A 19,748-nucleotide genomic window follows, 5' to 3' on the forward strand; every position below is an offset into this window, starting at 1 on the left:
AGTAGGATCCCATTAATGATTTTTCATGAAAATTTTGACGTTATCGTAGTAGGTGGTGGACATGCAGGCACTGAAGCCGCATTGGCAGCTGCCCGTATGGGGATGAATACCCTGCTACTAACTCACAATATGGATACCCTTGGTCAAATGTCTTGTAACCCAGCAATTGGTGGGATAGGCAAAGGTCATTTGGTAAAAGAAATCGACGCGCTTGGCGGTGCAATGGCACAAGCTATTGATAAAGGCGGGATCCAATTTCGTACTTTAAATTCTTCAAAGGGACCTGCGGTTCGTGCAACCCGTGCACAAGCTGATCGCGCTTTGTATAAAGCGGCTATTCAAACCACATTACAAAATCAAGAAAACTTAAAAATATTTCAGCAGTCGTGTGATGATCTTATTGTTGAAAACGATCGAGTAACCGGCGTAGTAACTCAAATGGGGTTACGTTTTAGTGCACCTAGTGTAGTACTTACCGTAGGTACATTTTTAGGTGGCCAAATACATATTGGTTTAGAAAATTACAAAGGCGGACGTGCAGGCGATCCACCATCAATAGCTTTAGCACAACGATTACGTGAACAGCCTTTTAGAGTAGATCGTTTAAAAACAGGTACTCCACCACGTATTGATGCGCGTACGGTTGATTTTAGCAAAATGCAGGAGCAACCAGGCGATGCACCTACACCTGTATTTTCATTTTTAGGTAAACAAAGTGACCACCCGCAACAAATACCGTGTTACATCACTTACACAAATGAAAAAACACATGATGTTATACGCAAAAACTTGCATCGTTCACCTATGTACTCAGGTGTTATTGAAGGCATTGGTCCACGTTACTGCCCATCTATTGAAGATAAAATTGTTCGCTTTGCAGATAAAGACAAACACCAAATATTTGTAGAGCCAGAGGGTTTAACATCTTACGAGCTTTACCCTAATGGTATTTCGACAAGTCTACCGTTTGATGTGCAATTAGAAATAGTGCAATCGATCACAGGTTTTGAAAATGCACATATTTGCCGACCAGGTTATGCTATTGAATACGATTACTTTGATCCACGTGATTTAAAACAATCACTAGAAACTAAATTTATTGAAGGCTTATTCTTTGCAGGCCAAATAAACGGAACTACTGGCTACGAAGAAGCGGGTGCACAAGGCTTAATTGCTGGTATGAACGCGGCACTTAAAGTGCAAGGTAAAGATTCGTGGACGCCACGTCGTGACGAAGCATACGTTGGTGTATTAATTGACGACTTAGCAACGCTTGGTACAAAAGAACCTTACCGTATGTTTACCAGCCGTGCTGAATACCGTTTATTGTTGCGTGAAGATAATGCCGATATTCGTTTAACTGAAAAAGGCCGTGAGCTAGGTTTAGTTAACGATGAGCGCTGGCAGGCATTTAACGAAAAAATGGAAATTATCGAAAAAGAAAAACAACGTATAAAAGACACGTGGATTCACAAAGATCATACTGTTGTTGATCAAGTAAACGCTTTATTAAAAGCTCCATTAACGCGTGAAGCAAGTTTAGAAGAATTACTACGCCGCCCAGAGATCCGTTATGATGATCTAATGGCTATTGAAGGCTTAGGATCTGAATTTACAAATAAAGCGGCTTTAGAGCAGGTTGAGATCCATACAAAATACGCAGGTTACATTGCGCGTCAGCAAGATGAGATCAATAAACAGCTTCGCCATGAAGAAACAATCTTACCAAAAGAGTTTGATTATAAAACCGTATCAGGTTTATCAAACGAGGTAGTGGCAAAACTAGAAGAGTCTCGTCCGGATACTATTGGTCAGGCTTCGCGTATTTCTGGTATCACACCAGCGGCTATTTCGTTATTATTAGTGTATCTGAAGAAGCAAGGCTTATTACGCAAATCTGCGTAACGGTAAGGGCACCTAGTGTTACAACAACAATTAACTACATTGTTAGCGCAAACTGATATTGCGCTAACAGAAAAACAACAGCAACAGCTTGTTCGTTACGTTGAACTATTGGATAAGTGGAATAAAGCGTATAACTTAACCTCAGTACGTTTACCTCAAGAAATGATGATAAAGCATATTATGGATAGCCTTGTTGTTGCACCTCATTTACCCGGTCATCATTATATTGATGTTGGTACAGGCCCAGGGCTTCCAGGTATTGTATTAGCTATTGCACTTCCTAATACCCAATTTGTGTTACTCGACAGTTTAGGTAAGCGTGTACGCTTTTTAATGCACGTAAAGCATGAACTTGGGCTTGATAATGTTACCCCGGTACAGTCAAGAGTTGAAGAATATCAGCCAAGTGTTAAATTAGATGGCGTACTCAGTCGTGCATTTGCATCATTACAAGATATGGTTGATTGGTGTTCACACCTAATTGATCAATCTGGCCATTTTATTGCGCTTAAAGGCGTTTACCCTAGCGAAGAGTTAGAGTCATTACCCGCTGGCGTAAAGTTTGAGAAAAAAATTGCATTAGAAGTACCTGAGTTAGATGCACAACGACATTTAATTATTCTTTCTAAAGACTAGGGATCAGAGACACTGTGGCAAAAGTCATCGCATTAGCAAATCAAAAAGGGGGTGTAGGTAAAACTACGACCGCTGTTAATCTCGCTGCGTCTATGGCCGCAACGAAGCGTAAAGTGCTGTTAATTGATCTCGACCCGCAAGGTAATGCCACTATGGGCAGTGGTGTAGATAAATATGGCGACGTGCCCACTATTTACGACCTACTTATTGAAGATAAGCCCATTGAAGACGTGATCATTAAAGAAACATCTGGCGAATACCATATGATTGCAGCAAACGGAGACGTAACCGCTGCCGAAGTTAAACTAATGGAATTATTTGCCCGTGAAGTGCGTCTTCGTAATGCACTTGAAAAAATTCAGGACCAATACGAGTTTATATTTATAGACTGCCCGCCTTCATTAAACATGTTAACTGTTAATGCTATGGCCGCTGCAGATTCTATTTTAGTACCAATGCAATGTGAATATTATGCACTGGAAGGCCTAACAGCATTAATGGATACCATTACGCAATTGGCTAAATTAGTAAATCCTGAATTAAAAATTGAAGGCATATTACGCACTATGTACGATCCGCGTAACCGCCTAGCAAACGACGTTTCAGAACAATTAAAACAACATTTTGGTGATAAAGTGTATCGCACTGTGATCCCACGAAATGTTCGTCTAGCTGAGGCGCCAAGTTTTGGCGCACCTGCTATGTACTACGACAGAGCATCAAGTGGCGCAAAAGCGTATTTGGCACTTGCCGGTGAAATGCTGCGCAGAAAAGAAAAAACAGCGTCCGTTGTCGCCTAACTTTGAGGTAAAAAAATAACATGTCTGCTAAAAAACGAGGTTTAGGCCGAGGACTCGATGCACTTTTAAGTTCGTCTAAGCCTGCACCGAGCGCCAGCAAGGAACAAGACACACAAAACGTAACAGAGGTTGTCAAAAGCACAGTTAGTGCTACAGATAACCCGTTACAAACATTGCCTATTGAGTTTTTGCATTCAGGCAAGTACCAACCTCGTAAAGACATGTCTGAAGAGGCACTCGAAGAACTCGCCAGCTCTATTCGCTCACAAGGAATTATTCAACCTATCGTTGTGCGCCCTATTGCCCACAATAGCTATGAAATTATCGCTGGTGAACGTCGTTGGCGCGCAGCGCAAATTGCAAAACTAGACGCAGTTCCATGTATTATTAAAGATGTACCCGATGAAGCCGCCGTTGCTATAGCACTGATTGAAAATATTCAGCGTGAAGATTTAAATGCAATGGAAGAAGCGGTTGCGCTTAATCGTTTATTAAATGAGTTTGAATTAACACATCAGCAAGTGGCTGATGCAGTTGGTAAATCAAGAACCACCGTAACAAACTTATTACGTTTAAATAATTTAAATAGTGATGTAAAAATTCTGTTAGAACATGGTGACATAGAAATGGGCCATGCGCGTTGCTTACTAGCACTTGAAGGCGAAGCACAGTCTGACGCAGCACGAACCGCCGTTGCAAAGGGACTAACAGTAAGAGAAACTGAAAAGCTAGTGCGTGCAATTTTAGAACCTGCACCCGCCAAGCAAGAACACCAAAAAGACCCAGATGTTAAACAGTTAGAACAACAATTAGCTGAAAACCTAGGTGCTAAAGTAGAGATAAACTACAACAAAAAAGGCAAAGGTAAATTGGTTATTTCATATACTAATTTAGACGAGCTTGACGGCATTTTGAATCGTATTAATCACGACAATACCCACCATTGATCTATTACATGTCTAAAAAGAGACATTTGTAGCAAATTTGTGTTACAAACACTCTACTCAAGTTGCAAAACTGGCAGGATACAGTATAATTTCGCCAGTTTTCACACCCTAACGATTTGAACGCCATTAAGGTTAACAAAAAGTGAATAATAAGTTAGCAAGTCCGTATAGGCTTGCCGCATTTAAACTAATTTGTCTTCAGGGTGTTGTAGCATTATTTGCTGCCGTAATTATTTTTATTGGTTTGGGAGTTGAAGCCAGTCTGTCAGCGTTAGCTGGTGGTGCAGTTGCGATACTTCCTCACTGTGTTTTTGCACTTTACGCATTCCGATTTATGGGGGCGAGTCGTGCAGAACAAGCGTATAACGCGTTAAAACGCGGTAACGCACTAAAGTTTATGCTGACAATCATATTGTTTGCGCTAGTACTAAAGCATTTTCCGGTAGTTTTGCTGCCCTTTTTTAGTATCTATGTACTGGCTTTATTCACTGGATTGTTTGCACCCGTTTTTTTTAAACATTAACTTTTGGGATATAACATGGCTGCAGAAGAAGTTACTCTATCTAGCCATATCCAGCACCACTTAACCAATGCTAAGATGTGCTCGACCGACGCCGGTCTAGCCTTCAATAAAGCATGTACGGACAGTGGTTTTTGGACATGGCATGTAGATACCCTCGCATGGTCAATCGGACTAGGTCTTATCTTTTTATGGATCTTCCGTAGTGCCGCTAAAAAATCAACATTGGGCGTACCAGGTAAATTTCAGTGTTTCATTGAAATGATAGTTGAGTTCGTTGGCGACAACGTACGTGATACTTTCCATGGTAAAAGCAAGCTGATTGCACCATTAGCATTAACGATATTCGTTTGGATATTCTTAATGAACTTAATGGATTTAATCCCAGTTGACTTCTTACCTGCATTTGCTGGTTTAGTAGGTGAGCAAGCCTTTGGCATGGACTCACACGACGTATACATGAAAATTGTACCAACAACAGATATAAACTTAACAGCAGCGCTAGCGCTAGGCGTGTTTATATTAATGATTGGTTACTCAATTAAAATTAAAGGTATCGGCGGTTTTATTAAAGAGCTAACACTTCACCCGTTTAGTTCAAACAATACAGCTATGCAGATTCTTTTAATCCCATTCAATCTATTACTAGAGCTTATCGCATTGGTTTCTAAGCCGTTTTCACTGGCGCTGCGTTTGTTCGGTAACTTATATGCAGGTGAACTAATCTTCATCCTTATAGGTGCGATTGGCTTAATGCAACTACCGTTGCACTTTGTTTGGGCTGTATTCCATATCTTAGTAATCGTATTGCAAGCATTCGTATTCATGATGCTAACAATCGTATACCTAAGCATGGCAAGTTCAGATAATCACTAATTACTAGATTTACAATTTTACTTTAACTTTAATATACAATTGAAACTTTGGAGAAATAAATGGAAGCTTTAGAACTTTTAAACGGCTTAAAATACATCGCAGTTGCACTACTAATTGGCTTCGGTGCAATCGGTACAGCAATCGGTTTTGGTAACATGGGCGGTAAATTCCTTGAAGCATGTGCGCGTCAACCTGAGCTTGCACCATCGCTACAAGTTAAAATGTTTATCCTTGCTGGTCTAATCGATGCTGTAGCAATGATTGGTGTTGGTATCGCGATGGTATTGTTGTTCGTACTTTAATTTTATTTTTTGAACAGCTTACTATTTAAGGAGGAGCGGTTGTGAACTTAAACGCCACTCTTATCGGTGAATTAATTGCGTTTACGGTGTTCGTACTTTTTTGTATGAAGTTCGTATGGCCACCACTAAACGGTGCAATTGAAGCTCGCCAGAAGAAAATCGAAGATGGTTTAGCTGCCTCTGATAGAGCCGAAAAAGACTTAGAACTTGCGCAACAAAAAGCTGCAGAACAGCTTAAAGATGCAAAAGCTCAAGCGGCTGATATCATTGATCAAGCTAAAAAGCGTGCCGTGCTAATTGTTGACGAAGAAACAGTTCGTGGACAAGAAGAGCGTGAAAAAATTATTGCTCAAGGGCACTCTGAAATTGAATCAGAGCGTAACCGTGTGACAGAAGAGCTACGTAAGCAAGTAGCAACACTGGCTGTGGTTGGCGCAGAGAGAATTTTAGAGCGTGAAATCAATCAAGCCGCACATAGTGACATCGTTGAAAAACTTGTCGCTGAGCTGTAATTAGGAGGGTATGAGCATGTCTGAATTGACTACTATCGCTCGCCCATACGCTAAAGCGGCTTTTGAACTTGCCGTTGAAAAAGGCGCTATTGAAAGCTGGAATGACATGTTGTTTTTCGCTGGCCACGTTGCCAGCGACGAGCAAGCATCAGCCATTTTAGCTGGATTGCCTACTGCTTCTGCACAAGCTGAGTTATTTATTAACTTATGCGCAGAGCAGCTCAACGAACAAGGTCAGAACCTAGTGAAGGTGATGGCTGAAAATGGACGTTTGATTGCACTGCCTGAGGTTGCACAGTTATTCGCTGCGTTTAAAGCAGAGTATGACAAAGAAATCGATGTAGACGTGATTTCGGCAACCCCTCTTACTGCAGCGCAGCAAGAGTCATTGGTAGCGACACTTGAAAAACGTTTCGCACGCAAAGTTAAGCTGAATTGTAGTGAAGACGCGTCAGTAGTTGGCGGCCTTATTATTAAGGCAGGCGACACTGTAATCGACGGCTCTGTACGCGGAAAATTAAACCGCTTAGCCACAACACTACAATCGTAATTGGGAAAAAGAGCATGCAACTTAATTCCACTGAAATTTCAGAACTAATCAAACAACGTATTGAGAAGTTCGAAGTTGTAAGTGAAGCTCGTAACGAAGGTACAATTGTATCTGTTACTGACGGTATCATCCGCATCCACGGTCTAGCTGACTGTATGCAAGGTGAGATGATTGAGCTTCCTGGCAACCGTTATGCTATCGCACTAAACCTTGAGCGCGACTCAATTGGTGCAGTAGTAATGGGTCCATACGCTGACCTTACTGAAGGCGTAAAAGTATATACAACTGGTCGTATCTTAGAAGTTCCTGTTGGTGCTGGCTTACTTGGTCGTGTTGTAAACACGCTAGGTGCTCCTATCGATGGTAAAGGCGCTTTAGACAACGACGGGTTTGAACCTGTAGAAAAAATTGCACCAGGTGTAATCGAGCGTCAATCTGTAGATGAGCCAGTACAAACTGGTTACAAATCTATTGATGCGATGATTCCAGTTGGTCGTGGTCAGCGTGAGCTAGTAATCGGTGACCGCCAAACAGGTAAAACTGCACTAGCAATCGATGCGATCATCAACCAAAAAGACACAGGCGTTAAGTGTGTGTACGTAGCGGTTGGTCAAAAAGCATCTACTATTGCTAACGTAGTACGTAAATTAGAAGAGCACGGTGCACTTGCAAATACTATCGTAGTTGTAGCATCTGCTTCTGAGTCTGCGGCACTTCAGTACTTAGCACCGTTCTCGGGCTGTACTATGGGTGAATACTTCCGTGACCGTGGTGAAAACGCATTAATCGTATATGATGATTTATCTAAGCAAGCTGTTGCTTACCGTCAAATCTCATTGCTACTTAAGCGTCCACCAGGTCGTGAAGCATACCCAGGTGACGTATTCTACCTTCACTCGCGTCTTTTAGAGCGTGCATCGCGTGTAAACGCTGATTACGTTGAAAAGTTCACTAACGGTGAAGTGAAAGGACAAACTGGTTCATTGACGGCATTGCCAATCATTGAAACTCAAGGCGGCGACGTTTCTGCGTTCGTACCGACTAACGTTATCTCTATCACCGATGGTCAGATCTTCTTAGAAACTGACTTATTCAACTCAGGTATCCGTCCGGCAGTAAATGCTGGTATCTCGGTATCGCGTGTTGGTGGTGCTGCACAAACTAAAATCGTTAAGAAACTAGGTGGCGGTATCCGTCTAGCCCTAGCTCAGTACCGTGAATTAGCTGCGTTCTCGCAGTTCGCGTCTGACCTTGACGATGCTACACGTGCTCAACTTGAGCATGGTGAGCGTGTAACAGAGCTAATGAAGCAGAAACAGTACGCGCCAATGTCTGTTGCTGAAATGTCTTTGTCGTTATTTGCAGCTGAGAAAGGTTATCTTAAAGATATCGAAATCGCTAAAATCATGGATTTCGAAGCAGCTTTACTTTCTTACGCAAGTAGCACATACGCAGAGCTTGTGGCTCAAATCAATGAAACTGGTAACTACAACGCCGAGATCGAAGCGCAACTTAAAGAACTTCTAGAGAAGTTCAAGTCTACGCAAACTTGGTAATTTAGTTATTAATGGTGCGCTTTAGTTTACTAAAGCACACCTTGATTCGGAGAGAGAGTCATGGCCAGCGGAAAAGAGATTAAAAGCAAGATCGGGAGTATTAAAAATACTCAAAAGATCACTAGCGCAATGGAAATGGTTGCTGCGTCTAAAATGAAAAAGGCGCAAGAACGAGTGGCTTCAAGCCGTCCATACGCTGACAAATTACGCAAAGTGATTGGTCGTGTTGCTCAAGCAAATCTTGATTTTACTCACCCGTTCTTAGAAGAACGTGAAGTAAAACGAGTTGGTTATATTGTTATCTCTACTGACCGTGGTCTATGTGGCGGCTTAAACTCAAACGAGTTTAAGAAAGTTGCATTAGACATAAAAGCATGGAAAGAAAAAGGTGTAGACGCAGAGTTTGCAACTTTAGGCAGCAAAGCTGCTGGTTTCTTTCAACGCTTTGGTGGTCAAGTGCTTGCTAAAAAAGCAGGCCTAGGAGATAAACCTTCAGTACAAGACGTTATTGGTCCTGTAAAAGTAATGCTTGATGCATTCTCTGAAGGTAAAATTGACCGTTTATTCCTGGTATATAACAACTTCGTTAATACCATGAAGCAAGAGCCAACAATAGATCAGTTACTCCCTTTGCCAAAAGCTGAAGAAGAAGTATCTGCCCACACATGGGACTACTTATACGAACCTAGCCCAGACGCTATTTTAGAGTCTTTGTTAGTTCGCTTTGTAGAATCTCAGGTATACCAAGGTGTGGTTGAGAACGCTGCCTCTGAACAGGCTGCCCGTATGGTTGCGATGAAAGCCGCAACTGATAACGCTGGCGACCTTATGGATGAGTTACAGCTTGTTTACAACAAGGCCCGCCAAGCGGCAATCACACAAGAAATTAGTGAGATTGTTTCTGGTTCAGCCGCAGTTTAATGCTTCAGGCAAAGATTAACGAGAGGAATAGACATGAGTTTAGGTAAGGTCGTCCAAATTATCGGTGCCGTTGTGGATATTGAGTTTTCACAAGACAACGTGCCAGCCGTATATGACGCGCTAAAAGTAACAGATGGCGATTTAGCTGGTTTGACTCTAGAAGTTCAACAGCAGCTAGGTGGCGGTGTGGTACGTACTATCGCACTAGGTACTACAGACGGTTTACGTCGTGGTGCAGCAGTATCAAACACAGGTGAAGCGATTCAAGTTCCAGTTGGTAAAGCAACACTTGGTCGTATCATGAACGTACTTGGTGAGCCAATCGATGAAGCTGGCCCAATCGGCGAAGAAGACCGTATGTCTATTCACCGTGCAGCGCCTTCATACGAAGAGCAATCAAGTTCAGTAGAACTTTTAGAAACAGGTATCAAGGTAATCGACCTTGTATGTCCGTTTGCTAAAGGTGGTAAAGTTGGTTTATTCGGTGGTGCCGGTGTTGGTAAAACCGTAAACATGATGGAACTTATCCGTAACATCGCAATCGAGCACAGCGGCTACTCAGTATTCGCAGGTGTTGGTGAGCGTACTCGTGAGGGTAACGATTTCTACCATGAAATGAACGATTCAAACGTACTTGATAAAGTATCGCTTGTATACGGTCAGATGAACGAGCCTCCAGGTAACCGTTTACGCGTAGCGTTAACAGGTCTTACTATGGCTGAAAAGTTCCGTGACGAAGGTCGCGACGTACTTTTCTTCGTAGATAACATCTACCGTTACACACTTGCGGGTACAGAAGTATCAGCACTACTTGGTCGTATGCCATCAGCGGTAGGTTACCAGCCTACACTAGCTGAAGAAATGGGTGTACTTCAAGAGCGTATTGCATCTACTAAGACGGGTTCAATCACATCAATCCAAGCGGTATACGTACCTGCGGATGATTTAACGGATCCATCTCCAGCAACAACGTTTGCTCACTTAGATGCAACAGTAGTACTTTCACGTGATATCGCATCACTTGGTATTTACCCAGCGGTAGATCCACTTGATTCATCTTCACGTCAACTTGACCCATTAGTAATTGGTCAAGAGCACTACGATACAGCGCGTGGCGTTCAAACAGTTCTTCAGCGTTACAAAGAACTTAAAGACATCATCGCAATCCTAGGTATGGACGAGCTTTCTGACGAAGATAAGCAACTTGTATCTCGTGCACGTAAAATCCAACGTTTCCTATCTCAGCCGTTCTTCGTGGCAGAGGTATTTACAGGTGCGTCAGGTAAATACGTTTCACTTAAAGACACAATTGCTGGCTTCAAAGGCATTTTAAACGGTGAGTTTGATGACCTTCCAGAGCAAGCGTTCTACATGGTTGGCTCTATCGAAGAAGCTCAAGAAAAAGCCAAAAGCATGTAATTAGGAGGGTAGTATGGCAGCTATGACTGTACATCTTGACGTAGTAAGCGCAGAGCAGAACTTGTTTTCTGGTTTGGTTGAATCGATTCAAGTATCTGGTAGTGAAGGTGAGCTTGGTGTTAATGCCGGTCACGCGCCACTACTAACTGCCCTTAAACCTGGTATGGTGCGTTTAGTTAAGCAATTTGGTGAAGAAGAACTCATCTATATTGCTGGCGGTACACTAGAAGTTCAACCGAACATAGTGACCGTACTTGCAGACACAGCCGTTCGTGGTGAAGACCTAGACGAACAAGCTGCAGAGCAAGCTAAACGTGACGCTGAAGCGCAAATGGCAAAAGGTGCATCGTCAGAGCTTGATTACAATCAAGCGGCAATGCAGCTAGCTGAAGCGGTAGCACAACTACGTGTTATTCAGCAATTACGTAAAAAGTAAGCCTATCTGGTTTATAAAAAGCCCACTTTAAAGTGGGCTTTTTTGTGCTTGATAGATGATTCTATCTAGCTTTGCTGATAATATAAACAACATTAAGTAGTTAGTTTTAATAATTAAATCCTATCAAATTATTAGCTATAAGGACGTAGTGACCTCCCAATGAAACCGTCAACTTTTTCAGAATCAATAGTAGAAATAAAGTTTGGAGCATGGCGTTTAAACCCCAAACAGCAAACTATTAATGATGGTGTAATTGAAAGGGAATTGGAGCCGCTACTGTTTAAAATTCTTAGTTACCTCATTCTTAATAAAGAGTCGATAATTACCCGTCAAGACCTAATTGACGACGTATGGTGTCAACATTATGTTGACGATAACGCCATTAACAGAGCTATTTCAGAACTGAGAAAAGCCCTTAAATCAGATAAACAACGCGGCTTAGTGGTAAAAACACATTACAGAAAAGGGTATAGCTTTTTCTTAGAACCAGAGATCATACATCATGAAAAAGGTACTTCGTCATTTAGCCAAGTTAACGCATTAAAAGAAACACCTAATAAAAAACAAAAAAAGCTAATCGCACTAATAACAATATTAGTTTTAGGTGCTTTTATTAGTATTTACATGTTTCAAAGTTTATCTAGTCTAGATAATGAGGTTGGAAATGATACGTTACTGAAGGTTGAGACAAAAAGCCCAAATATCGTAGAGAAAAAATTTAACGAAGAAACGCTCTCTTGGCTACAAGGGGTGTATAGTCGATTGATACTTTCTCCTGATAATTCGACTGTCGCACTTTCATTTATTGAAGAAGATCAATCATATTCAGCGCTTTTATTAAAAAACCTACATACAGGGCAAGAGAGAAAAATCTCAGAAGCTAACGCTAATGTTTTCTCAGCAGGTTGGTCAATTGATAGTGAGCGTGCAATTTATAGCATAGAGGGTGAGGGTAAATGTGAATTATGGGAAGTTGGCTTAGCAAGTAATGCGGCTAGTAAATTTTTATTTGAATGTAAGCCCTCAAATCTAATGAACGTTGTAAGTTTAGGTAACAACTCTTATATATATTCAAAATATGGTTACAGAAATCGCTCTGAATTATCGGCGCTTGTTAATCTTAATTTAAGCACTGGTGACGAGTTTCAAATAAGTTCACCAAACCTGAATTCGTATGGTGATAAGTTTCTATACTATATTAAAAACAAAAATAAAATTATATTTGAGAGGCATCAATTTAATTCTAGTGAACTGTACATGACTGATTTAGAAGGTGGTGCACAGGTTAAGCTACACGAGGCTAAAAATAGAATATGGTTAATTAACTATCAAAAAGAAACTGATTCATTGTTATGGTATGACAATAACGAAGAGATCTTTTACCAATATTCGTTAAAAAATAACCGTATAGAAAGTAAAATAAAAGTAGATAGTGACAGCCGATACTCACTTACCTACCCTATTGATAATAAAAGTATTTTAGGGCTGATATACCCTTTTTCTCATAATATATACAAACTTGATTTGACTTCTCAAAACATCGAACTAGCATCTAAATTTGATAGCCGGTTTGCAAGTTTTGTTGGAGAAAACTTTGTATTTTTAAGTAATGATGGGGAATCAATTAAATTAAATACCGTATTCAAAGACGGGAAGGTCAAGTCAAAAAAAGTCAGCTTTAGCTATCGAGACTTTAAAATATCTCCCGACTCACAAGAAGCCTTTGGCGTTAATGAAAGTGAAATAGAAATACTCAACTATGAAAAATTATCCGTTAAAGAGGTTATTAATCCCGAAGGGAATTTTATATCAGCTAGTTATTTACTAGATAAAAACATTGGTTACATTGTGCAAGATGAGTCTGGTGCAAGTACTCGCTCTTATATTTTTAATAGGAGCAACTCTAAAAGCATATTATTACCAGTTAAAAATGCAGTGTGGTTTGGTCAGTTACGAAATAACAAACTTATTTTTTTGAATAATTTAGATATGTTGATATTTTTCGACTTATCAACTGGGGAACAAACAAAAGGCTTTAAAGTAAATCCATCGGTTTATAAACACTCTTTATCTACAAGTCAAAATAAAATTTACCACTCGACTGGTAAAGAGGTTTACGAATATGATTTTTCTGAAAGCACTGATACATCCCCTAAAGAAGTATTTAAGGTCGGAAAAGTTAAAAAATTTGTTCGTGACATAGAATTCTCTAGTTCAGATAACATTCTATCATTAGAAATTGTAGAGTTAGGAAATAATGAACTTGTGAGGTTGTCACTAGAGAAAAGCGATTAATTCGAATACGTGTAAAGTGATATACCCACTGGTAACTTTCCATTAGTTGGTAAGCATATGGCAAACAATATACTTAAAGACGATGAATTCGTTAAATGAAAACGAGCACCCTACAAGGTACTTTACTGTAATTATAATTTTCACTTATATCCTTCACCAATCCCCGCTACAATAACGCTATTCAATTAAGTGTGTTTTTCAGCCAAGATTCAGTACTAGCAAATTAGTTTACTGAGTATTTGCACAGGGCGTGACTTACGTAATCTTCTGCATAAACAGACTTGTTAACTAAAACAACGGAAAAAGGAAATTGTTTTAATGGCTCTAACTACTGTAATTCTTGCTGCGGGTAAAGGTACTCGTATGCGCTCTGCTCTACCAAAAGTGCTGCATAAAGTGGCAGGTAAACCTATGGTGCAGCATGTTATTGATAACGCAAAGGCACTGGGTGCAACCACAACTAATTTAGTTTATGGACACGGCGGCGAACTATTACAACAACAACTTGCCGATAACGATGTTAATTGGGTACTGCAAGCAGAGCAACTTGGTACTGGCCACGCAGTAGCACAAGCAAACCCTCATATTAACGATGACGATACTGTATTGGTTTTATACGGCGATGTTCCTTTAACAAAACAATCAACACTTGAGCGCTTATTAGCTGCAACACCAAAAAATGGGCTAGCGGTATTAACCGTTAACTTGGTTAATCCAAATGGCTACGGTCGTATGCTACGTGAAAATGGCAAGCTTGTAGGCATTATTGAGCAAAAAGATGCAAGTGCAGAACAGTTACTAATTAGCGAAGTAAACACCGGTATTATGGCGGTTAACGGAAAACTGTTAAAAACCTGGTTAGGCAACTTATCTAACAATAATGCGCAAGGCGAATACTACCTCACTGATATAGTGGCAATGGCGCACAGTGAAGGTGTAGAAATTACATCGGCTCAACCAGATCATGCAATGGAAGTTGAAGGCGCAAACAACCGCGTACAACTAGCAGGGTTAGAGCGTGCTTACCAAGCGTGGCAAGCAGAAGAATTAATGTTAAATGGTGCCACCCTAGCCGACCCTGCCCGTATTGATGTACGTGGCAACGTTAAAACAGGCGAAGATGTATTAATTGACATAAACGTTATTTTTGAGGGTAATGTAACCCTTGGTAATAACGTACAAATAGGTCCTAACTGTGTACTTAAAAACTGTACCATAGGCGATAACGTTGTAATAAAAGCGAATACCCTTATTGAAGATGCAAGCGTAGCGGCTAAATGTACGCTTGGACCATATGCTCGCCTTCGCCCAGGTGCGGTAATGGAAGAAGACTCTCACATTGGTAACTTTGTTGAGATGAAAAAAACGCGTTTAGGTAAAGGCTCTAAAGCTAATCACTTAAGTTATTTAGGTGATGCTGAAATTGGCGAAAAAGTAAATATTGGCGCAGGCACTATTACTTGTAACTACGATGGTGTTAATAAAGCAAAAACCATTATTGGCGATAACGCTTTTATTGGCTCTAACTCATCACTTGTTGCTCCTGTAAATATTGGTTCTACTGCAACTGTGGGGGCAGGCTCTGTGATCACTAGCACTGTTGAAGACGAGCAACTGGCAATAGCACGTTCAAAGCAACGTAATTTAACTGGCTGGAAACGACCAGTTAAAAAATAATAATTAAAGGCTACTTAGGTAGCCTTTTTTATTGCAGCTTAAGTTTAAATTGCTCTTTATAACGCCTTGAAAGGTTGAGCACTTTACCTGTAGTTAGTTTTATTTCGCTGTCGCCGCTTGGGAGTGGTGTAATACATTCTACTTTATCGAGCTTTACGCCATGACTTCGGTGAATCCTACAAAAGCCCTGCACTTCTAGTTGTTTACTTAATTCAGTGAGCGTCACCCTTAAAGGGTAAATGGACGTGCCAATGTGTAAGTTTACATAATTACCTGAAGATTCTAGCCAATCCACGTCGTCAATTTTTATAATAAATTCTTTACCCCGCTTTTTAACTAATAAGCGATTAATAGTATCAGTATTGTGTTGCGCACCTTCATCAATAGACGAAGCCTCTCCCAACAACTGTTTAACAATATACTGATAAACTTTAATAAGGGTGATAAAGAATAAAAAGCTTATCGCATCTTTTTGGTATTCATATAAAAATTCAAACCAGCTGAGGCCAAAGTTGTAGTGAAGTTCGTTCAACCAATAAATGAGCTTCCGTCCTCCAACCATTACACTAATATGGAATACGCTGAAAATAATAGACGCTACAAAGTAAGTACACAGCGAAAGCGCAATATTATGCCAATTAAAAGGTATTTTTTTTAATAGCCATACTACAGCCGGAAATATAAGTAACGTGCTAAACGCACTGGAATATTCCCATACAAACGGCTCCCATATTAAAAAAGGAAGTGCGCCGTCTCTTTGTGCCTCCATTATTTGAGTTGTCGCATTAACCGTATTGTTTATTACAACGTAGCTAAACAGAAGTAACGCGGCATAAAAAGTTTGAAAACGTTGAAAGTGTTGAAGGTTCATTATGTGTGCTTTTATATTTATAGGCGACAGTTATCCCTGTATACCACCTTTTATCACTATTGCTTGTAATATAAGCACTTATGTATAGTTTTTGCGAGTTATTTTAAGTTAACTACCGGTATCACAAACACATTGGTTAACGTATGAGTACTCAATTAAACGCAATACAATCTGCACACTCTCGCCATTACTTTATTGATTGGTTGAGAGTAATTGCATTTGCGACTCTCATTTTTTATCACATAGGTATGTTGTATAGCCAAAATTGGGGGTTTCATTTTAAAAGTAATTATACGTCTGAACACGTAGAGTATTTTATGTTGCTGTTTTCCCCTTGGAGAATGTTGCTAATTTGGTTTATATCAGGGGTAGCACTTCGTTTTATGCTTGATAAGGTAAGTGGCTATAAATTACGTACCTTGTTTGTTTTAAAGCGTTCTATTTTCATATTACTCCCCCTGCTGGTGGGGTTATGGTTAGTTGTGCCTTTTCAGCTTTATGCCGAAATGCATCAACAAGGCGTTATAGATATAACGTACTGGCAGTTTTATTTAGCGTTTTTAGATACCAGTCATAGCATGTTTGCTGATTACCAATCTGGAGTATGGCCGCATGTTGATGTAAATCATTTATGGTATTTACGTTCTTTATGGCAGTTCATGCTTATTGTTTTTATATACTCATTAGTAGCAAAGCTTTCTATTTTTTCTTCTTTATTAAATACGGTTAAAGTAAACCTATCATTCCCAATACTCACAGGCTTATTAGTGATAGCTATATTACTTATTAATAATTATTTAAAGGGTGATGCAGTACGTGAAGTAAGCGGCTTCATATTTTTATTTACAGGGTACCTGTTAGCTAAAAGCACTTATTTTTGGAAAAGTTTAAATCGATACCTTTGGTTATTGTGTACAAGCTTTACTCTATTGTATGTGTGTATTGCTTTGGCGTATCAAAGTGAACTGGATTTGCCAAACTATGTGTGGACTGCAATATACAATATTCAAAGAGTAGTTGGTGTACTTACCATGCTTACCTTAGCGCAGCGTTTTTTAAATTTTAAAGCAGCTTACTTAAACACACTAAATAGCTGGGTGTTTCCCTTTTATGTATTGCATCAAAGTGTATTAATTATTTTATGTTTTATGCTGCAACCTTTTAGTTTTGGCCCCGTGGTTGAGTTATTTTTAATTACAGTGGGTACTTGGGGAGCGTGCGCAGCTATTACATTAGTGGTAATGCGCATTGATATCATTAGGCCCTTGCTAGGTCTTAAAATTAAAAACAACTATTCGAAAGCGCTTAAAAAAATGGGTTATGTATTGGGTATGTTGCTTATTTTACCTTTAGCCTATCAGCTGGTTTTTTAAGGTAAAAAAGCTTTATTAAAAGTGCCACAACTTTGTAATACCTCTGTGTTGATATTTACCCAATACCACACTAAGGAAAAGAACAATGTTAAAAAAATCAATAATAGCGCTTTCACTTTTATCTATGCTGACTGGTTGCTCATTAGATGGCGATGATGGTCAAAATGGCGCACAAGGAGCTCAAGGCGAGCAAGGTACAGCAGGTGAAAATGGAATTAACGGCACTAATGCAAATTCGGCTTTAACCATTAACCTAATAGGACGAGCAGTACTCAATGCGGAAAGTCCTGAAGGTGCTGCCGAAATAGTTGCTTATCAAGCATCTAAAAAATGGATTTACGCTATTAATAGCTCGGGGGATGCTGCGGTTGTAAATATTATTCCTGCCGACACATTCGATACAGCTGCTCTAGTGCAAGACAATGAAGGCATTGTAAATACAACAAACTTAAGTACGGCAATTACACTTACCTTAAACGACAACACCCCCGGTGACGCAAACAGCATAGCAATAGATGAAAATAACAAATTACTTGCTGTAGCAATGGCTGCTAAAAGTGTTGGAGAGGCAGGTCAAATTGCCTTTTACGACATAAGCGGCGATACACCAATATTTATAAAAAATGTAACGGCTGGTTTTTTACCCGATATGGTTACATTTAGCCATGATGGAGCAAAAGTAGTTGTTGCCAACGAAGGGGAACCTAACGGAGACTATAGTATTGATCCACAGGGTTCTATCAGCATTATCAATGTTAATGATGGTGTAATTGCCGACAATGCTACCAATATTGATTTTACAGCATACAACGATAAGCAATCTGAACTTGAAGCACTCGGACTGGTATTTGCTAATCCAACAGGGCGCACCATAAATGGTAATTTAATCAATACCACCGTAGCAATGGACTTAGAGCCAGAATACGTCAGTATTTCTAAAGATAACAAATATGCCTACGTATCGATTCAAGAAAATAACGGACTAGCCATCGTTAATTTAGAAGATAACTCTCTTGAGTTAAAAGGGTTAGGCTTTAAAGACTGGTCTAGCTTACAAATAGACGCATCAGATAAAGACGGCGGTGTTAATTTTAAATCATACCCTGGCTTATATGGCATGTATCAGCCAGACACAATTTCAAGCTTTAGCTGGAAAGGTGCAAACTTTATAGTGTCGGCTAATGAAGGTGATGCACGCGAATACTTTTTTGATACAACCGATGAAGCAGATTGCATAGTCAAAGGCGGCATAGATTTCGATGAAGACGATGGTTGTCTTGCTTACATAGATGAAAGCCGCGTCGAAGACCTAACGCTTGCTGCTAATTTTGATTACTTAAATAACGACGATAACGACATCGGCCGTTTAAAAGTGACAACGGTTAAAGGTGATAATAATAACGATGGTCAATACGAATCGCTTTATGCCTATGGCGCACGTTCGTTTACCATTTGGGACAGCAATGGGCTGGTGGTGTTTGATTCTGGAGACGATATAGGCCGTATTACCGCATCAGTTCATGGCGAGGCGTTTAATAATAATGAAGATGAAAATAAAGGCGATACACGCTCAGACGATAAAGGCGCAGAACCCGAAGCGCTAACTATAGGTACAATTGGCGAACGCACCTTTGCATTTATTGGACTCGAGCGTATGGGGGGGATCATGATTTACGATATTACTAACCCATATGATGTGCAGTTTGAAGACTACTTTTATAACCGAGGTTTAATAGCTGGTGCAGAAATTACCGGTGATCTAGCACCAGAAGGAATGACATTCATACCACGCGAACAAAGTGCAACTGGCGAACCGCTACTTATCATAGGTAATGAGATATCTGGTTCTATCGCAGTATGGGAAGTTTCAGCTAATTAACCACTCTGTAAAAAGCGGAAAATATCATGCTTTATTTTCCGCTTTTTATATTGATAGAGTATTAGCATTTAAGTAGAGATTAAAAATGCATGTTTTTTAAGCTAAAAGCGCCCTCTACCCCTTTATTTGTATACCTTTCGTACTAAAAGTATTTTTATTCAAAAAAGCATGAATTAAACGTTGACCCCCACTCGAATATCCCTATAATGCGACCCCACTGAGACGGCAGGCGCCAACGCATAGCGAGGCAAGAGTTAATCAGAGAGTTAAGTG

At 40.1% G+C, this 19,748-nt stretch carries 18 protein-coding genes; 17 read left to right on the plus strand and 1 reads right to left on the minus strand.

Translation table 11 applies throughout. From position 1 onward, the window contains the following. Nucleotides 1–15: 15 nt before the first annotated feature. From mnmG to glmU, 15 genes are all read left to right on the plus strand, one after another. Nucleotides 16–1,905 (plus strand): tRNA uridine-5-carboxymethylaminomethyl(34) synthesis enzyme MnmG, encoded by a 1,890-nt coding sequence (mnmG, locus tag MTF67_RS17685; protein ID WP_006793960.1) that lies wholly within the window; start codon nucleotides 16–18, stop codon nucleotides 1,903–1,905. A 15-nt stretch (nucleotides 1,906–1,920) separates the two neighbouring features. Next, nucleotides 1,921–2,541, plus strand: coding sequence for a 16S rRNA (guanine(527)-N(7))-methyltransferase RsmG (gene rsmG / locus MTF67_RS17690; protein WP_248520274.1), 621 nt, complete (start codon nucleotides 1,921–1,923; stop codon nucleotides 2,539–2,541). 14 nt (nucleotides 2,542–2,555) lie between these two features. After that, nucleotides 2,556–3,341, plus strand: a complete 786-nt coding sequence (locus MTF67_RS17695; RefSeq protein WP_006793958.1) for a ParA family protein — start codon at nucleotides 2,556–2,558, stop codon at nucleotides 3,339–3,341. Between the two features lie 20 nt (nucleotides 3,342–3,361). After that, nucleotides 3,362–4,288, plus strand: a complete 927-nt coding sequence (locus MTF67_RS17700; protein ID WP_248520275.1) for a ParB/RepB/Spo0J family partition protein — start codon at nucleotides 3,362–3,364, stop codon at nucleotides 4,286–4,288. Nucleotides 4,289–4,430: 142 nt separating this feature from the next. Continuing rightward, nucleotides 4,431–4,811 carry an ATP synthase subunit I gene (locus MTF67_RS17705; RefSeq protein WP_006793956.1) on the plus strand — a complete coding sequence of 127 codons (381 nt, stop codon included), beginning with the start codon at nucleotides 4,431–4,433 and terminating at the stop codon, nucleotides 4,809–4,811. Nucleotides 4,812–4,826: 15 nt separating this feature from the next. Beyond that, on the plus strand, nucleotides 4,827–5,684 hold the full coding sequence (gene atpB, locus MTF67_RS17710) for a F0F1 ATP synthase subunit A (RefSeq protein WP_006793955.1): 858 nt from the start codon (nucleotides 4,827–4,829) through the stop codon (nucleotides 5,682–5,684). A gap of 59 nt (nucleotides 5,685–5,743) precedes the next feature. Beyond that, nucleotides 5,744–5,986 (plus strand): F0F1 ATP synthase subunit C, encoded by a 243-nt coding sequence (atpE, locus tag MTF67_RS17715; RefSeq protein WP_008112128.1) that lies wholly within the window; start codon nucleotides 5,744–5,746, stop codon nucleotides 5,984–5,986. 41 nt (nucleotides 5,987–6,027) lie between these two features. Continuing rightward, nucleotides 6,028–6,498 (plus strand): F0F1 ATP synthase subunit B, encoded by a 471-nt coding sequence (gene atpF, locus MTF67_RS17720; RefSeq protein WP_006793953.1) that lies wholly within the window; start codon nucleotides 6,028–6,030, stop codon nucleotides 6,496–6,498. Nucleotides 6,499–6,514: 16 nt separating this feature from the next. Continuing rightward, entirely contained in the window at nucleotides 6,515–7,048 is a 534-nt protein-coding gene (gene atpH / locus MTF67_RS17725; protein WP_006793952.1) for a F0F1 ATP synthase subunit delta, read from the plus strand. Nucleotides 7,049–7,062: 14 nt separating this feature from the next. Then, nucleotides 7,063–8,604, plus strand: a complete 1,542-nt coding sequence (gene atpA, locus MTF67_RS17730; RefSeq protein ID WP_006793951.1) for a F0F1 ATP synthase subunit alpha — start codon at nucleotides 7,063–7,065, stop codon at nucleotides 8,602–8,604. A 60-nt stretch (nucleotides 8,605–8,664) separates the two neighbouring features. Next, nucleotides 8,665–9,525 (plus strand): F0F1 ATP synthase subunit gamma, encoded by an 861-nt coding sequence (atpG, locus tag MTF67_RS17735; protein ID WP_008130741.1) that lies wholly within the window; start codon nucleotides 8,665–8,667, stop codon nucleotides 9,523–9,525. 33 nt (nucleotides 9,526–9,558) lie between these two features. Further along, complete coding sequence (gene atpD / locus MTF67_RS17740) at nucleotides 9,559–10,944, plus strand: F0F1 ATP synthase subunit beta (RefSeq protein WP_006793949.1); 1,386 nt, start codon at nucleotides 9,559–9,561, stop codon at nucleotides 10,942–10,944. 13 nt (nucleotides 10,945–10,957) lie between these two features. Then, the gene (locus tag MTF67_RS17745; protein WP_006793948.1) at nucleotides 10,958–11,380 is read left to right on the plus strand and encodes a F0F1 ATP synthase subunit epsilon; all 423 of its coding nucleotides are present in this window, start codon (nucleotides 10,958–10,960) and stop codon (nucleotides 11,378–11,380) included. Between the two features lie 159 nt (nucleotides 11,381–11,539). Beyond that, nucleotides 11,540–13,675 carry a winged helix-turn-helix domain-containing protein gene (locus tag MTF67_RS17750; RefSeq protein ID WP_039038496.1) on the plus strand — a complete coding sequence of 712 codons (2,136 nt, stop codon included), beginning with the start codon at nucleotides 11,540–11,542 and terminating at the stop codon, nucleotides 13,673–13,675. A gap of 318 nt (nucleotides 13,676–13,993) precedes the next feature. Beyond that, nucleotides 13,994–15,352, plus strand: a complete 1,359-nt coding sequence (gene glmU / locus MTF67_RS17755; RefSeq protein ID WP_248520276.1) for a bifunctional UDP-N-acetylglucosamine diphosphorylase/glucosamine-1-phosphate N-acetyltransferase GlmU — start codon at nucleotides 13,994–13,996, stop codon at nucleotides 15,350–15,352. Between the two features lie 28 nt (nucleotides 15,353–15,380). Here the strand turns inward: glmU and MTF67_RS17760 are convergent, their stop codons facing one another. Next, on the minus strand, nucleotides 15,381–16,223 hold the full coding sequence (locus MTF67_RS17760; RefSeq protein ID WP_248520277.1) for a LytTR family DNA-binding domain-containing protein: 843 nt from the start codon (nucleotides 16,221–16,223) through the stop codon (nucleotides 15,381–15,383). Nucleotides 16,224–16,366: 143 nt separating this feature from the next. Between MTF67_RS17760 and MTF67_RS17765 the strand changes: the two genes are divergently transcribed. Together MTF67_RS17765 and MTF67_RS17770 are read left to right on the plus strand one after the other, a co-directional pair. Then, entirely contained in the window at nucleotides 16,367–17,596 is a 1,230-nt protein-coding gene (locus tag MTF67_RS17765; RefSeq protein ID WP_248520278.1) for an acyltransferase family protein, read from the plus strand. A gap of 85 nt (nucleotides 17,597–17,681) precedes the next feature. Further along, on the plus strand, nucleotides 17,682–19,475 hold the full coding sequence (locus MTF67_RS17770; protein WP_248520279.1) for a choice-of-anchor I family protein: 1,794 nt from the start codon (nucleotides 17,682–17,684) through the stop codon (nucleotides 19,473–19,475). Nucleotides 19,476–19,748: the final 273 nt, after the last annotated feature.

The sequence above is a fragment of the Pseudoalteromonas sp. 2CM32C genome (assembly GCF_023161925.1).
Classification (GTDB): Bacteria; Pseudomonadota; Gammaproteobacteria; order Enterobacterales; family Alteromonadaceae; genus Pseudoalteromonas; species Pseudoalteromonas marina.

Bases quoted from the DNA above. Each gene is read 5' to 3' on its own strand.
- atpB (WP_006793955.1), top strand. From the start codon at position 4,827: ATGGCTGCAGAAGAAGTTACTCTATCTAGCCATATCCAGCACCACTTA.
- MTF67_RS17765 (WP_248520278.1), top strand. From the start codon at position 16,367: ATGAGTACTCAATTAAACGCAATACAATCTGCACACTCTCGCCATTAC.
- atpH (WP_006793952.1), top strand. From the start codon at position 6,515: ATGTCTGAATTGACTACTATCGCTCGCCCATACGCTAAAGCGGCTTTT.
- MTF67_RS17700 (WP_248520275.1), top strand. From the start codon at position 3,362: ATGTCTGCTAAAAAACGAGGTTTAGGCCGAGGACTCGATGCACTTTTA.
- MTF67_RS17760 (WP_248520277.1), bottom strand. From the start codon at position 16,223: ATGAACCTTCAACACTTTCAACGTTTTCAAACTTTTTATGCCGCGTTA.
- atpA (WP_006793951.1), top strand. From the start codon at position 7,063: ATGCAACTTAATTCCACTGAAATTTCAGAACTAATCAAACAACGTATT.
- MTF67_RS17750 (WP_039038496.1), top strand. From the start codon at position 11,540: ATGAAACCGTCAACTTTTTCAGAATCAATAGTAGAAATAAAGTTTGGA.
- atpG (WP_008130741.1), top strand. From the start codon at position 8,665: ATGGCCAGCGGAAAAGAGATTAAAAGCAAGATCGGGAGTATTAAAAAT.
- atpD (WP_006793949.1), top strand. From the start codon at position 9,559: ATGAGTTTAGGTAAGGTCGTCCAAATTATCGGTGCCGTTGTGGATATT.
- mnmG (WP_006793960.1), top strand. From the start codon at position 16: ATGATTTTTCATGAAAATTTTGACGTTATCGTAGTAGGTGGTGGACAT.
- atpE (WP_008112128.1), top strand. From the start codon at position 5,744: ATGGAAGCTTTAGAACTTTTAAACGGCTTAAAATACATCGCAGTTGCA.
- MTF67_RS17745 (WP_006793948.1), top strand. From the start codon at position 10,958: ATGGCAGCTATGACTGTACATCTTGACGTAGTAAGCGCAGAGCAGAAC.
- glmU (WP_248520276.1), top strand. From the start codon at position 13,994: ATGGCTCTAACTACTGTAATTCTTGCTGCGGGTAAAGGTACTCGTATG.
- MTF67_RS17770 (WP_248520279.1), top strand. From the start codon at position 17,682: ATGTTAAAAAAATCAATAATAGCGCTTTCACTTTTATCTATGCTGACT.